This window comes from Micromonospora sp. NPDC005299 (genome assembly GCF_042872345.1).
Lineage (GTDB): Bacteria > Actinomycetota > Actinomycetes > Mycobacteriales > Micromonosporaceae > Micromonospora.
Map to the genome: position 1 here is coordinate 260356 of NZ_JBIAKG010000007.1, position 14066 is coordinate 274421.

Annotated in this window: 12 protein-coding genes; 4 read left to right on the forward strand and 8 right to left on the reverse strand. The window is 73.5% G+C overall.

What is annotated here, in order from left to right; genetic code table 11:
- Positions 1 to 11 precede the first annotated feature (11 nt).
- Genes ACFYPD_RS21660 through ACFYPD_RS21675 form a run of 4 tightly spaced genes read right to left on the reverse strand, consistent with a single transcriptional unit; the run spans position 12 to position 3438 of the window.
- Positions 12 to 662: a response regulator gene (locus ACFYPD_RS21660; RefSeq protein WP_387116256.1), complete on the reverse strand. Its 651-nt coding sequence runs from the start codon at positions 660 to 662 to the stop codon at positions 12 to 14.
- The gene (locus tag ACFYPD_RS21665; protein WP_387116259.1) at positions 659 to 1909 is read right to left on the reverse strand and encodes a sensor histidine kinase; all 1251 of its coding nucleotides are present in this window, start codon (positions 1907 to 1909) and stop codon (positions 659 to 661) included. The genes ACFYPD_RS21660 and ACFYPD_RS21665 overlap by 4 nt, the downstream gene beginning before the upstream one ends.
- 57 nt (positions 1910 to 1966) lie before the next feature.
- Positions 1967 to 2464, reverse strand: coding sequence for a hemerythrin domain-containing protein (locus ACFYPD_RS21670; RefSeq protein ID WP_387116262.1), 498 nt, complete (start codon positions 2462 to 2464; stop codon positions 1967 to 1969).
- Between the two features lie 5 nt (positions 2465 to 2469).
- Complete coding sequence (locus tag ACFYPD_RS21675; RefSeq protein WP_387116265.1) at positions 2470 to 3438, reverse strand: aldo/keto reductase; 969 nt, start codon at positions 3436 to 3438, stop codon at positions 2470 to 2472.
- A 108-nt stretch (positions 3439 to 3546) separates the two neighbouring features.
- Between ACFYPD_RS21675 and mgrA the strand changes: the two genes are divergently transcribed.
- A complete protein-coding gene (gene mgrA, locus ACFYPD_RS21680; protein WP_387116268.1) occupies positions 3547 to 4536 on the forward strand; it encodes an L-glyceraldehyde 3-phosphate reductase in 990 nt (329 codons plus the stop codon).
- Positions 4537 to 4546: 10 nt separating this feature from the next.
- Here the strand turns inward: mgrA and ACFYPD_RS21685 are convergent, their stop codons facing one another.
- Complete coding sequence (locus ACFYPD_RS21685) at positions 4547 to 5464, reverse strand: lytic polysaccharide monooxygenase (RefSeq protein ID WP_387116271.1); 918 nt, start codon at positions 5462 to 5464, stop codon at positions 4547 to 4549.
- A gap of 175 nt (positions 5465 to 5639) precedes the next feature.
- On the opposite strand from ACFYPD_RS21685, the gene ACFYPD_RS21690 reads away from it, so the two are divergent.
- Together ACFYPD_RS21690 and ACFYPD_RS21695 are read left to right on the forward strand one after the other, a co-directional pair.
- A complete protein-coding gene (locus ACFYPD_RS21690) occupies positions 5640 to 7928 on the forward strand; it encodes a DUF4153 domain-containing protein (RefSeq protein WP_387116273.1) in 2289 nt (762 codons plus the stop codon).
- 157 nt (positions 7929 to 8085) lie between these two features.
- Entirely contained in the window at positions 8086 to 9153 is a 1068-nt protein-coding gene (locus ACFYPD_RS21695; protein ID WP_387116276.1) for a glycerophosphodiester phosphodiesterase family protein, read from the forward strand.
- Between the two features lie 53 nt (positions 9154 to 9206).
- Here the strand turns inward: ACFYPD_RS21695 and ACFYPD_RS21700 are convergent, their stop codons facing one another.
- Together ACFYPD_RS21700 and ACFYPD_RS21705 are read right to left on the reverse strand one after the other, a co-directional pair.
- Positions 9207 to 9548, reverse strand: coding sequence for a VOC family protein (locus ACFYPD_RS21700; RefSeq protein ID WP_387116279.1), 342 nt, complete (start codon positions 9546 to 9548; stop codon positions 9207 to 9209).
- A gap of 79 nt (positions 9549 to 9627) precedes the next feature.
- On the reverse strand, positions 9628 to 10272 hold the full coding sequence (locus ACFYPD_RS21705; protein WP_387116282.1) for a dihydrofolate reductase family protein: 645 nt from the start codon (positions 10270 to 10272) through the stop codon (positions 9628 to 9630).
- Positions 10273 to 10345: 73 nt separating this feature from the next.
- Here ACFYPD_RS21705 and ACFYPD_RS21710 point away from each other — a divergent pair, with 73 nt between their 5' ends.
- The gene (locus ACFYPD_RS21710; protein WP_387116285.1) at positions 10346 to 10879 is read left to right on the forward strand and encodes a winged helix-turn-helix transcriptional regulator; all 534 of its coding nucleotides are present in this window, start codon (positions 10346 to 10348) and stop codon (positions 10877 to 10879) included.
- A 114-nt stretch (positions 10880 to 10993) separates the two neighbouring features.
- On the opposite strand, the gene ACFYPD_RS21715 is transcribed toward ACFYPD_RS21710, so the two are convergent.
- Entirely contained in the window at positions 10994 to 13690 is a 2697-nt protein-coding gene (locus ACFYPD_RS21715; protein ID WP_387116288.1) for an IPT/TIG domain-containing protein, read from the reverse strand.
- Between the last annotated feature and the right edge of the window lie 376 nt (positions 13691 to 14066).

Sequence of the window (14066 nt, forward strand, 5' to 3'; positions counted from 1 at the left end):
GGAGGGACCGGTCAGCCGGTCGGGACCACGAATCCCGACTCGTACGCGGCGATCACCGCCTGGGTCCGGTCGCGCACCCCGAGCTTGGCCAGCACGTTGCCGACGTGCGTCTTGACCGTCTCCACGCCGACCACCAGCCGGTCGGCGATCTCCGGGTTGGACAGGCCGGCGGCCATGAGCCGCAGCACCTCGCCCTCGCGCTCGGTGAGCCGGGCCCCGCGCAGCCCGTCGCCGCCCCGGCCGCCGTACGCGCCGACGAGCCGGCGGATCGCCGCCGGGAAGAGCAGCGACTCGCCGGCCGCCACCACCCGGATGGCCTCCACCACCTCGTCCGGGCGGGCCCGTTTGAGCAGGAAGCCGCTGGCCCCGGCGCGCAGCGCCTCGTAGACGTACTCATCGTTGGCGAACGTGGTGACGACCAGGACCCGGGGCGGGTCGGCGGAGGCGGCGAGCAGCCGCCGGGTGGCCTGGATGCCGTCGATGGCCGGCATCCGGACGTCCATGAGCACCACCCGGGGGCGCAGCCGGGCCACCAGCGGGGGCACCTCGGCGCCGTCCGCGGCCTCGCCGACCACCCGCAGGTCCGGCTGGGCGTCCACGATCGCCCGCAGGCCGACCCGGATCAGCTCGTCGTCGTCGACGATCAGCACGTCGATGGTCATCCGCTCTCCCCCCTCGGCGCGGGCAGGCTGACCCGGACCCGCCAGCGGTCGCCCTCCGGGCCGGCGGTGAGCTGCCCGCCGAGCAGCAGCACCCGCTCCCGCATGCCGTCCAGGCCGCGCCCGCCGCCACCCGGCCCGGTGGTGCCGCGCAGCGCGTTGACCAGCTCGATCTCCAGACGACCATCGGGTACGGCCACCCGCAGGCGCACCGGCCCCCGGCCGTGCCGGGCCGCGTTGGTCAGTCCCTCCTGCACGATCCGGTACCCCTCCCGGGACACCACGGCGGGCAGCCCACCGAGCGTCCCGCTGACCCGGGACTCCACGGCCAGGCCGGCGGCCCGGGTGTCGGCGACCAGCCGGTCCAGCCCGTCCAGGGTGGCCTGCGGCGCGATGGGCGCGGCCGCCCGCCCGTCCGCCGTCTCCCGGAGCAGCCCGAGCACGTGGTCCAGGTCGTCCATGGCGCGGCGGCTGGTCTCCTCGATGGCACGCAGCGCACGCCGGGTGAACTCCGGGTCGGTGTCGAGCAGCTCCCGGGCGGCCCCGGCCTGGAGGGTCGCCACGGTCAGCGCGTGCCCCACCGAGTCGTGCAGCTCGCGGGCCAGCCGGTTGCGCTCGGCCAGCCGGGCCGACCGGGCCTCCAGGGCGGCGATCCGCTCGGCCTGCGCCGGGCCGAGCAACACCGGCGCCATCGAGGCGGCGAGCGCGCCCAGCCCGGCGACCGCGTACCCGAGCGCGACCAGCAGGGCCAGCCCGGCCAGTCCCGCCGCGACCGGGTGACCCGGGTCGAACGGGCCGAAGCGGTCCTCGGGGGTGGCGCCGGTGTCCACGCCGGCCAGCCCGGCGAGGAAGACCAGCGCCATGGGGAACGCGCTGATCGCCGCGAACAGCACCAGCGCGCCGGTGAGCAGGTGCAGGGCGATCCAGAGCGCGGCGCGCAGCCGGGTTTCCCGGTCGATCCGGTGGCCCGGGGCGGGCTCGGGCAGGTCGACCGCGAGCAGCGCCCGGGCGGCGGCGATCTCCAACGCCCGGCTGCCGGCGAGGAACACCGGCACGGCGGCGAGCCCGGCGGCGACCAGCAGCAGCCCGGCGCCGACCGGACGGGGCACGTCGGCGTTGCCGAGCAGTTGCGCGAACGCCGCCGCGAGCAGCGCGTACGGCAGCGCGAGCACCCCGCCGAGGAGCAGGAACACGGCGCGCCGCCAGGTGCTCCCGCGCACCAGCGGCGCCAGTACCCCCGGGACCGTCACCCGGTCATTCTGCCGTCCGGGAGCAGCCCGCCGACTCCCCCGAGACGGGGAGATCGGTCAGCGGTGGTCCTGGACGTACTTCTCCGGGTCCTTGTCGCGGAAGGGCAGGTTGCGACCGTTCTTGTGCTCGCCGTAGAAGGTCAGCCAGCGCTGCCCCAGCTCGGCCCGCAGTTCGACGCTGGCGTGCCGGCGGAAGTCGGGCAACGCCTCGTCCTCCTCCTCGGCCAGGTGCTCGCTGTTCTCCCGGCGGGCCTGCCACACGGCCGCCCACCAGGCGTCCGAGCCGACCTCGTGGAGCTTGGACTCGGCGATGGCGTCGCGGATCTTGTTGTGGTCGCCGATGGCGTCCTCGGTCTCCTCCGCGCCGTCGTCGCCGTGCTTGACCAGGTGCGGGTAGAGGATGGCCTCCTCCGCCTCGGCGTGGATGTCCAGGTGCAGGGCGAGCGCCTCCCAGACGGCCAGCAGCTCGGGCGGGTCCCTGGTGTCGTCGAGTCGGGCGAAGCCGCGGCGGAAGGCGGCGTGGTCGTCGAGGATCAGTGCGGTGATGTCGTCCATGATGGTCACTTCCGGGTGCGGGCGCGGATCAGCTTGGGTACGGCGGCCAGCCCGGTGACCGGGCGGAACGCGTGGGCGGCGGTGGCCAGGGTGGCGTACTCGTCGTCGGCCAGGTCGATGTCGGCGGCGGCCGCGTTGCGCTCCACCTGCTCCACGCTCGACGCGCCGGGGATGGCCACCACGGTGGGGTGGCGGAGCAGGTAGGCCAGCGCGATCTGGCTGGGCGTGGCGTCGTGCGCGTCGGCCACCTCGCGCAGGGTGGCGATCAGTTCGGTGCCCCGGTCCAGGTTCTCGGGCAGGAAGTACGGGTTGGCCCGCCGGACCGCCCCGGCGGGCGGGTTCCTCGCGTCGTACCGGCCGGAGAGGAAGCCCTGCCCCAGCGGGCTGTACGCGATGACGATCCGGCCGGCCTGCTCCGCGTACGGGATCAGGTCCTTCTCGGGGCCGCGGTCGATCATGCTGTAGCGGACCTGGTTGCTCAGCACCCGGCGGCCCAGCGCGGCCTCGGCGAACCGCCAGCGGCGCAGCGTGTAGTTGCTGACCCCGACCTCGCCGACCAGCCCGACGTCCTGGAGCGCGCGCATGCCGCGCATGGTGGTGGTGTCGGCGACCACCGGGTTGGGCTGGTGCACCTGGTAGAGGTCGATGCCGGTGACGCCGAGCCGCGCGGCGGAGGCGACCGCCCGCTGCTGCACCACCGGGGCGAGCGGCAGCACCGGGAACAGCTTGCTGGCCACCACGACCTTGGCCCGGTCGTCGCCGAGCGCCGCGCCGAGGATGCGCTCGCTGCGGCCGAAGCCGTAGATCTCGGCGGTGTCGAAGAGGGTGACGCCCAGGTCGAGCGCCCGCCGGACGATCTGCGCCGCCCGGCGTTCGTAGTCGGGGCCGTAGCCCCATTCGCGGGAGCCGAACTGCCACGTGCCGAGGCCGATCTTCGAGATGGGCTTGGGGGTGTCGAGCGGGACGTAGCGCATGGACTCGAAGCTACCCAAGCCGGCGCGGCCGCACGCCGGTTCCGGCGGGCACCCGCCGGCCCCACCTCCGCTCCGAGCTGGGCACCGGCCCGGGACTAGGGTCGGAGGGTGACCTACCTCGCCAGCGAAGACCGTTACGACTCGATGATCTACCGGCGCAGTGGCCGGAGCGGCCTGCGCCTGCCCGCCATCTCGCTCGGGCTCTGGCACAACTTCGGGCCGGACCGCCCGTACGAGCGGCAGCGGGACATCGTCCGGCGCGCCTTCGACCTGGGCATCACCCACTTCGACCTGGCCAACAACTACGGCCCGCCGCCCGGCGCGGCCGAGGAGAACTTCGGCCGGCTGCTCGCCACCGACCTCAAGCCGTACCGCGACGAGCTGGTCATCTCCAGCAAGGCCGGCTATCTGATGTGGCCCGGCCCGTACGGGGAGTGGGGTTCGCGCAAGTACCTGATCTCCTCGCTGGACCAGTCGCTGCGCCGGATGGGGCTCGACTACGTCGACATCTTCTACTCCCACCGGTTCGACCCGGACACCCCGCTGGAGGAGACGATGGGCGCGCTGGACGCGATCGTCCGCTCCGGCAAGGCGCTCTACGTCGGCATCTCCAACTACAACTCCGAGCAGACCGCCCGCGCCGCCGAGATCCTCCGCGAGCTGGGCACCCCGCTGCTGATCAACCAGCCGTCGTACTCGATGCTCAACCGCTGGACCGAGGCCGACGGGCTGCTCGACACGCTGGAGCAGGCCGGCGCGGGGTGCATCGCCTACAGCCCGCTGGCACAGGGCCTGCTCACCGACCGCTACCTCGGCGGCATCCCCGCCGACTCCCGGGTGCGCACCAGCGTCTTCCTCAACGAGAGCGACCTCAGCGAGGAGAAGATGGCCACCATCCGCGGGCTCGCCGCGGTCGCCGAGCGGCGCGGCCAGAGCCTGGCCCAGCTCGCGCTGGCCTGGGCGCTGCGCGACCCCCGGATGACCAGCCTGATCATCGGGGCGAGCAGCGTGGCCCAGCTGGAGGGGAACGTGGCCGCGCTGGACAACCTCGACCTCGGCGTCGAGGAGCTGGCCGAGATCGACCGGCACCTGAGCTGACGCCGGGCGGTCACCAGATCCGGCGGCGACCGGCGCGGTGGCTGCGGACCCCGCACGGCCGGCCGGCGGGCACGCTGCCGGCCCGCCGCAACCGCAGCGCCACCAGGGCCGCGAGCAGCACGGTGACCCCGGCCGCCGCGCCGACCACGAGCGGTCGGGGGAACCTGCCGGTGTCGGTCACCGCCGCCACCGGCACCCCCGCCGCCGGGTCGCCGGCCGCGTCGCCGGTCGCGGCCTTCGGCACGGTACGCGGGGCCGCCGCGCTCGCCGACGGCTTGGTACGCGGCGTGGGCGCCGCCTCGCCGGACGGCGACCGGAACACCACGTCGGAGCAGGAGTAGTAGGTGTCCTGGGTGTTGGAGTTCTGCCAGATCGTGTAGATGATGTGCCGCCCGCTGCGGCCCGCCGGCAGCCGCCCCGGCATCTGGTAGGCGCCGTCCCGGATCGGCGGGTCGGTGACCGTCAGGAACGGCTTCTCCTCCAGGTCCGCCCAGGTCAGCCGCCGGGTCGGCGCGTACGAGGCGGTGGTGGCGTAGAACCGGAACGTGCCCTTGTGCGGGATCGTGGTGCGGTAGCGGAAGGTGTGCCGGGCCCCGGCGGTGAGCGTGGTGGCCGGCCAGTCGGTCCGGGGCAGGTCCAGCCCCCGGTACGCCGACAGCCCGCCGCTGCACAGCTCCCCGTCGGGGATGCGCTCCCGGTCCCGCCCGTCGATCCGGGCCACCCGGATGTTGTCCCACTCCCGCACGGCCGCCCCCTCGGCGATCGCGGCCCGGCAGGCCGGCGTGTCCGCCCGTCCACCCTCCGGACCGCAGGCCGCGGCCCGGCTCAACGGGCTGGTGGGGGCGCCGTGCGCGCTCGCCGGCACGCCGGTGAGCAGCAGGGTCGCGGTGACGGCGGCGAGCCCGGCGAGCGTGCGGCGTACGGCCATGTCATCGACCTCCCGCGCACTGGTACGGGCGCGGGGCGGCAAAGGTTCGATCGGCGCGACGGTGTGCCGGACTCCACGGCCGGCTCAGAGCGTGCTGACCGAACGAACGGTCGGGGCGGCGGCGGAGCGGGGTGGGGCCCTACAGTGACGGCACCCCGCGATCAAGGAGCGAGCCGTGTCCGAGCCGCCACAGACGCCAGATGCGCCCCGACCCGCCCCGGCGGCCGGGTCCGCGGCCGGCGACGTCCCCGCCGACGTCACGCCACACCTGCTCGTCGTGCCCGACGTGGCGGGCGCGCCACCCGCGATGCCGTGGCCGGGCCCGGAGGGACAGCCCGCCTGGGCGATCCCGGTGCTCGTGCCGCCCGGCACCCGCGGCTACGCGCTGTTCGTGCCGCTGGTGCCGGCGGCCGAGGGACAGCCGGTAGCCTCCGGGCAGCCGGCCGCCCCGCGGGTGCTGGTCCCCGCGCCGAGCGTGCCCACCCAGGCCACCCCGCCGGCCGTCGAGACCCCGACTCCGAGCGGCGCGGCGCCGGTCCCGGCTGATCCGACGACCGGCGCGGCCGGGTCGACTCCGACCGCGTCGGTGACCGGCGCTGTGCCGGAAGGCACGGCGCGAGCAGCTGAGGACCCGGCGGTGGCGTCCGCGTCCGGTCACGGCGGTACCGGCACGGCGACTGACGGCACCGCCACGCCAGCTCCCGCCGAACCGGCCACCGCCGAGCCCGAGCCGGAGCCCGGGGCCGCGCCCACCCCGGCGACGGCCGTAGCCACGGCTCCGGCCGCCGGAGCGACGGCGACCGGCACGCCGACAGCGCCGCTCACCGCGCCCGCCCCCGACGCCCGGCCGCCCGCCGCCGTCCCCACCCCACCAGCCGCCGCGCCGCCGTATCACGGGCAGGGGATGCAGCCCTGGGGCTACCCGCCCGCGCCCGGCTGGACACCCCGGCCCCGCACGCCCCGCACCTCGTTCCTCGGCGCGCGCTGGCCGGGCCCGAAGCAGGCCACCGGCCGCGCGGTCCCCCTCGCCGTGCTGGCCGGGGCGCTCGGCACCGCGTTCTTCGTGCCGCTGAGCCGGGTCGGCATCGGCTGGTTCCTGGGCTGGCTCACGCTGACCCTCGGCGTGCTGGTCGCGGTGCGCCGGCGTACCGCCGGACTGCCCCGCGCCGAGCGGCTGATCCGCGGCGGGTGGGCGGCGGCGGCGCTGGTCCTGCTCGCCGTGCTGGCGTTCCGCAACGCCTGGTGGTTGGTGACGTTCTGCGTGCTCGGCGCGCTGGGGTGCGCCACCCTGGCGATCGTCGGCGGCCGGCTGGTGCGCTCGATCCTGTTCGGCCTGGCCGCCACGCCGTTCGCGGCGTTCCGTGGCCTGCCCTGGGTGCGGCGGCACGTCACCGCCTCACCGGAGGCCGGGACGGTGCGCAAGGTCACCGGTTCGGTGGTCGCCACCGTGCTGGTGCTGCTGGTCTTCGGCAGCCTGCTCGCCTCGGCCGACGCCGCCTTCTCCGAGGTGCTCAACGCCATCGTTCCCGAGATCAACATCAGTACGGTGTTCCGCTGGATCTTCCTGGCGGCGGTCGGCGGTCTGATCGCCGTCGCGGCGGTCTACACCCTGGCCGCCCCGCCCGACCTGTCCACCGTGGACCGGCCGAGCACCCGCCGGCTCGGCGTGCTGGAGTGGGCACCGGCCATCGGCGCGCTGACACTGCTCTTCGTCGGCTTCGTGATCGTGCAGTTCACCGTGCTCTTCGGCGGCCAGGAGCACGTGCAGAAGGTCGCCGGGCTGAGCTACTCCGAATACGCCCGCAGCGGTTTCTGGCAGCTCCTCTTCGTCACCCTGCTGACCCTGGCCGTGCTGGGCGGGGTGAGCCGCTGGGCCAGCCGCGAGCGGCCGGTCGAGCGCATCCTGTTGCGCGTCCTGCTGGGCCTGCTCAGCGCGCTCAGCGTGGTGATCGTGGTGTCGGCGCTGTCCCGGATGTGGACGTACCAGAAGGTCTACAGCTTCACCGGCGAGCGGATCTTCGTGATGGCGTTCGAGCTGCTGCTCGGCGTGGTCTTCCTGATGATCCTGGCGGCCGGCGTGCGGTGGCGGGGCCGGTGGATCCCGGGCACCACCGTCGCGCTGGCCGTCGCGATGCTGCTGGGCCTGGCCGTGCTGAACCCGGAGGATTACGCGGCGAAGCGCAACATCCTCCGCTACGAGCGGACCGGCAAGATCGACGCGTGGTACCTGCGGGCGCTCTCCGCCGACGCGACGCCCGCGCTGACGCGGCTCCCCGACCCGGTGCGCCGCTGCACGCTGAGCTGGATCGCCGACGACCTGGAGGAATCCGACCCCTGGTACGCCTGGAACCTGGGCCGGCACCGGGCCCGCCAGGCCCTGGACCGGGTCGGGCCGGGCGCGATCGGCGGTCCGAAGGACTGCCGCCGGGCCGACCAGTTCGACCTGCCCAAGTCCCGCCGGTGACGCCCGCCGGCCGGGCCGCGGCGTGCCGCGGCCCGGCCGGCGCACCCGGCGCGTCCGCGAACGTTCACCCCCGCCTCACGTCAGGGCCACGGCGGGCACCGACCCCGCACCTAGCTTCGGCTGCGCAAACGTCAACCGAAGGTAGCGGAGGTTTTCCATGTCCGTCCGTCAGCTCATGACGGTGCTGGCCGCCGGGGCGGTGCTGGCCGCGCCGACGGCCGCCCACGCGGCCCCCGTCGCCGGTCCCGGCGTACTGCCGCAGAAGACCCACTTCGACCTGCAGGCACACCGGGGCGGGATCGGGCTGACCACCGAGGAGACCCTGGCCGGCTTCGCCAAGGCCATGCGCCTCGGCGTCACCACGCTGGAGCTGGACACGCAGGTCACCCGGGACGAGAAGGTGGTCGTCACACACGACCGGCAGGTCAGCGCGCAGAAGTGCCGCGACACCGGCCCCGCGACCCCGGGCGACCCGATGTACCCGTACGTCGGGAAGTACATCAAGGACCTGACCCTGGCCCAGATCAAGACCATGGACTGCGGCTACCAGCAGCTGCCCGGCTTCCCGGAGCAGGAGCAGATCGCCGGGGTCCGGATGGCCGAGCTGCGGGACGTGCTGGGCCTGGTGAAGAGCTGGCGCGCCCACCAGCTCACGCTGAACATCGAGACGAAGGTGGAGGCCGGCGCGCCCGAGCAGACGGCCCCCCGCGAGCTGTTCGTCCGCCGGGTCTTCGAGGGGATCCGCGCCTCGGGCATCGAGGACCAGGTCACCATCCAGTCCTTCGACTGGGGGGCGCTGCGGGTCATGCACCGGCTCGCGCCGCGGTGGCCGCTGGTGGCGCTGACCAACTACGACTTCCTCCAGGTCGGCAAGCCCGGCGCCTCACCCTGGCTGGGCGGCCTGGACGCGGACGACTTCGGTGGCGACTTCGTCCGCACGGCGGCCGCGATCCCCGGCGTGACCGCCCTCTCCCCCAACTACGGCTTCCCGCAGAACGGCACGGTGGCCGACCCGGCCTTCCGCTTCTACCCGGACGCGAAGATGATCGCCGACGCGCACGCCCGCGGCTTGAAGGTCGTGCCGTGGACCTGCGACGACCCGGCCACCGTGGCGGCGCTGATGGACCTGGGCGTCGACGGGATCATCACCAACTACCCGAACCGGGTCCGGCAGCTCATGGCCGAGCGGGGCATGCGCCTGCCGAAGGCGTACCAGCCGCGCTGAGTCCACCGGCGGCGTCCGTCCAATAGGGCGGGCGCCGCCACCGGTCGCCCCGGTCAGCCCGGGCCGCCGCCGAAGCCGATCTCGTTGCCGTCCGGGTCGCGGAAGATGGCCTTGCGGACCCCGTTGTCGTACGTCTCGCGCTCGGCCGGCGTCAGGCCGCGCTCGGCGATCCGCGCGAGGCGGGCGTCGAGGTCGTCGACGAAGACGGTGTGCATGGCGTGGCCGGCGTGCTCGGGCCGCACCTCGATGTACAGGTACCGGTGCTCGGCGAGTTCCCACACCGCCTCGGTGTCGTTCGGCACGAACGAGGGCGGGCCGCCGAGGAGCCGCTCGTACCAGGCCGCCGCCGCCCGGTAGTCGCGGACGGGAAGGCCCGCGAACAGGTCTACGGTCATGTGGCCATGCTAGGGATCCGCAGGCTTCTCCTCCGGGATGCAGGCTTGCCAGCGTGCGCGCGGCCGGCACGGGCGGTGGTCATCGTCGCCAGAACAGCAGGTGGGTGACCCCGCTCGGGCTCGGCACCGACTCGAGGTCGAAGCGGTCGAGAAGCTCGGTGTGGCTCTCCCACAGCCGCTCGCCCCGACCGAGGTCGACGGGCGCGACGGCGACGTGCATCTCGTCGACCAGGTCGGCCTCGATGAACTCGCGGATCGTGGCGACCCCACCACCGAGGCGTACGTCCCGACCGTCGGCGGCCTGCTTGGCGCGTGCCAGCGCCTCGGCCGGGCTCGCGTCGAGGAAGTGGAAGGTGGTGTCGGCCAGGGTGAACGACGGGCGCTCGTGGTGGGTGAGCACGAAGACCGGCACGTGGAACGGCGGGTTGTCCCCCCACCAGCCCTGCCAGTCGTGGTTCTCCCAGGGGCCGCGCTGCGGGCCGAACTTGTTACGACCCATGATCTCCGCGCCGATGTTCCGGTCGTAGTCGCGAACGATGTAGTCGTCCAGGCCGCGGGTGCCCCCGGGCTCGCTGCGGTAGACGAAGCTGGCGGTGGCGGCACGCCAGGAGAACAGGGCGGTGGGGTCCGCGTGGCCGAAGGGGCGCTCCAGGCTCTGCCCCTCGCCCGTGCCGAACCCGTCACGCGACACGTTGAAGCTCTGCACCCTCAACAGCTGTGGCACGAATCCTCCTCGATGCTGACGAGCACCATCTGATTGCAACTGACAACCGGTAGCACCGTACTACACTGGTTGCATGTCGCAACCAGTCGCGGCCGTTCGCCTCCCCGTGCCCGAGGGGAAGTCGGGGTGCCCGATCAATCTGACCGTCGAGCTGCTGGGCGACCGGTGGAGCCTTGTCGTGTTGCGGGACGTCATGTTCGGCGGTCACCGGCACTTCCGTGAACTGCTCACCAACTCGATCGAGGGCATCGCGTCGAACATTCTGGCCAACCGCCTGTCGAGGCTCGTGGACGCCGGCCTGCTCAGTCGGCACGACGACCCGAGCCACCGACAGAAGATCGACTACCGCCTCACCGAGGCCGCGATCGAACTCGTCCCGCTCATGGCGCACCTCGGCGCCTGGGGCTCCCGATGGCTCCCCACCTCGCCCGCGCTGTCGATCCGCGCCCACCTCCTCGCCGAGGGAGGCCCCGAGATGTGGGAGAGGTTCATGGACGAGCTCCGGGCCACGCACCTCGAAGGCCGCCCACAGCCTGCCGACGGCGTCCTGGCCGAACTGACCCTGGCCTACGAACGCGCCGCCGCCGCCCAGAAGCGTCCGGAATGACGAAGGGCGTCCGTCATGTCTGACGAACGCTCGCGTGCCGAGGATGATCAGCGCCAAGCGCCGCCACCTCGCCGTCCTGTGAGACGAGGTGGCGGCGCCTGCCGGTCTGCCGCGCTAGGTGCGTACGGTCACCGGTGCGCTGGTGGCGCGGCCGTCCGTGTAGCCGGCCTTCACCGCGATCACGGTCACGGTGACCGCCTTGCCGCTCATCGCGGCCGTCAGCTTCAGCGTCTTCGTCGTCGTGCCGGTCAGGACACCGCCCACTCGCCACTCGTAGCGGTATGAGTCGGCGGTCGGGGACCAGGTGCCGGCGCTGGCCTGCACCGTCTGGCCGACCCGGGGCGTACCGGTGATCGTCGGTTTGACGGTGGCCGTCGGCGCCGCGCCCTTGGCGACCGGGGCGGTGGCCTTCGACGTCGCCTGCGCAGGCGAGTAGCCGGGCTTGGTCGCGGTGACCGTCACGGTCAGCCGCTTGCCCAACCGGGACGCCGGGATCACGTACGTCGACCCGGTCGCTCCGCTGATCGCGGTCCCGTCGGCGGCCCACTGGTAGGTGTACGCCGCGGCGGTCGGACTCCATTGCCCGGTCGAGGCGCGTACCGTCGCCCCGACGGCCACCGTGCCGGTGATCGTCGGCGCGGTCACCGACCGGATGGCCGGCGCCGCGGTGATCGAGAAGGCGTCGGCGAGCGACACCGCGTCGCTCCAGTCGTCGGGCCGCACCGAGACGGACGCCTTGCCCGCGGCGGCGGAGGTCAGATCCACCTCGGCGGTGAGCGTCCGATGGTCGGCGGAGACGCTCTGCACCGCCGCGCTGAGCGGCGATCCGCCGGCCGGAGTGACCGTGACCTGATCCTCCTGGTGGAAACCGCTGCCGGTGACGGTGATCGTGCGCACGCCGCCCGTCGCGACCGACGCCGGCGACACCGACGTCACGGTCAGCGGGTCGGGTGCCACGTAGAAGGAGTAGTAGGTCTGCAACGACTCGACGCCGTCCACCGTCAGGCTCTTCACGTAGAGCGTGTGGTAGCCGGAGTCCGGCGGCGTCCAGGTGATCGTCGCCGTGCCGTCCGCCTCCGCCCCGACCGTGCCCTCGGCGCCGGCGACCTGGTACACGTACTTCACCGCGCCGGGCTGCCGGGGCTTGAAGGTGAAGGTGCCGGGTGCCATCTTCCCGGAGCCCGACGAGGGGAAGTCCGTCGAGACGACCACGGGGGAGTCGGTGACGGACCAGGAGGTGCCACCCTCCGTGGTCTGCACGCCGGCGGCGTTCCGGGCGACAACGGTGACGTAGGTGTACCCACGCTTCGTGAGCGTGTAGCGGAACGTCACGGTGCCGTCGGCGGCGGCCGGCAGCACCTGCCGGGTGGCCGGGTCCCGGTTGAGGAGCACCTCGTACTCCGCGACGTTCGCCATCTCGGTGCGCGCCGTGAAGGTGGCCGTCGACCCCACCACATCGCCGCCGCTGCGGGTCACCGACGGGCTGGCCCCCCACACGGAGATGGAGATGAACCGCGGCTCCGACAGGGTGCCGTCGGCGCTGCGGCTCTGCACCAGCAGGGCCTGCGTGTCCATGTTCTGGTTGGTGGCGGTCCAGGTCAGGTCGGCGGTGCCGTCCGCGCCGGCGGGCAGGACGGTCTTCTCGTCGGGCTCGTTCCCGCTGCCGTCGCGACGCCAGTAGAGGTAGGACTGGACGTCGGGCATGCGCGGAGCCAGGTGGAACCGCAGGGACGACCCGATGATCACGGCCCGGTCGACGTCGCCGGTGACCCTGGGCGCGTTGTCGACCACGAACGTGTAGGAGCGCTCCGGATGGACCGCGCCGTCCCGGGTGACGCTCCGCACGTACAGGGTCTGCCGGCCGGCCCGCGTCGGGGCGATCATCGCGGTGGCCTTGCCGTCGGCGCCGGCCGCGACCGAGCCGGACGGGCCGTCGCCGTCGATACGCCAGGCGAACGACTCGGTGTCCGGGACGTTGCTGGTGAGTTCGAACGCCCCGGGCACGCCGACGCCGTAGTCCAGGTTGGTGCCCCAGTCCGGGTACGCGGCGGAGAAGACGGAGGGCCGCGTCTCCCGTACCCAGAACTCGTAGACGTTCGGCTCCGACCAGTTCCCGGCGCGGTCGACGGCGTACACGCTGACCGAGTGGTAGCTCGCGGCCTCCGGCGTCCAGGTGACGGTCGCGGGCCCACCGAGGCTGGTCGCCGGCACCGTCAGCCAGTCGTCGCCCCCGCCGGCCTCGCCCGAGTAGAAGCGGTACAGGTAGCTCTCGGTGTCGTCGGAGGCCGAGGTGAAGGTGAAGGTTCCCGGGTCGCCGACCTCGCCGCCGGCGTTCTCCCCACTTCCCGCCGGGTACTTCGTCGAGGCGACGGCCGGCGCCGGACCTCCGGTGCGGTCGAGCGTGAAGTAGCAGGTGTCGCTCCACGGCGAGGCGTCGTCGCCGTCGAGGACGCGGACCCGCCACGCGTACGTGACGCCGTCCAACTGGCGCGCGGGGTCCTCGAGCTGGACGTAGACCCGGTTGTTCTGCTGGTCGACCCCGTCGCGCCACTGCTGCGGCTCGTCCGGCTTGGTGACGTCCCACACCTGGAAGTCGGCCTGCGGGTCGGCGCTCTGGGGCGTGCCGCTGTAGGAGCCCTGGAGCACGACCGCGTGAGCGTCGTTGAGCCGGTCGGGGCTCAGGTAGGGCCCGGGTGTCTCCGTGGCGCAGGCCTGGCCGGCGGTGGTGAGCTCGGTCGGCCCTCCGACATCGGCGGCGGCCGGGGTGGCGCTCGCGCCGACCGCCGTCCCGCAGGCGACCACCATGGTCATGGCAAGTGAGAAAAAGCGCCGCGAAGAGCGCGCGTCGGCACGCATGCCGGTCCTCCCCCGTGATGATGGCGGGCAATACGATGAGCGCCCGCGGAGGAAGGATCGCACGGACAGCCGACATCGACGAGAGCCGGTTCTCCGATCAGGACGGTTGGCTGGCACCGGCGGCCGATCGGGCCAGCAGCGGCTCGGGCACGGCGACGTCACCTTCGCGCTGAAGACCTAGGCGAGGCTGATGTGAAAACGGTGAGACGCCGGGCCGAAAAACGAATCAGCGGCCCAGTCGGTGATCACTCGACCAGGCCGCTGACCTGCTATTTCAAGGGTGGAGCCGAAGGGACTCGAACCCCTGACCCCCACACTGCCAGGAGCGGGC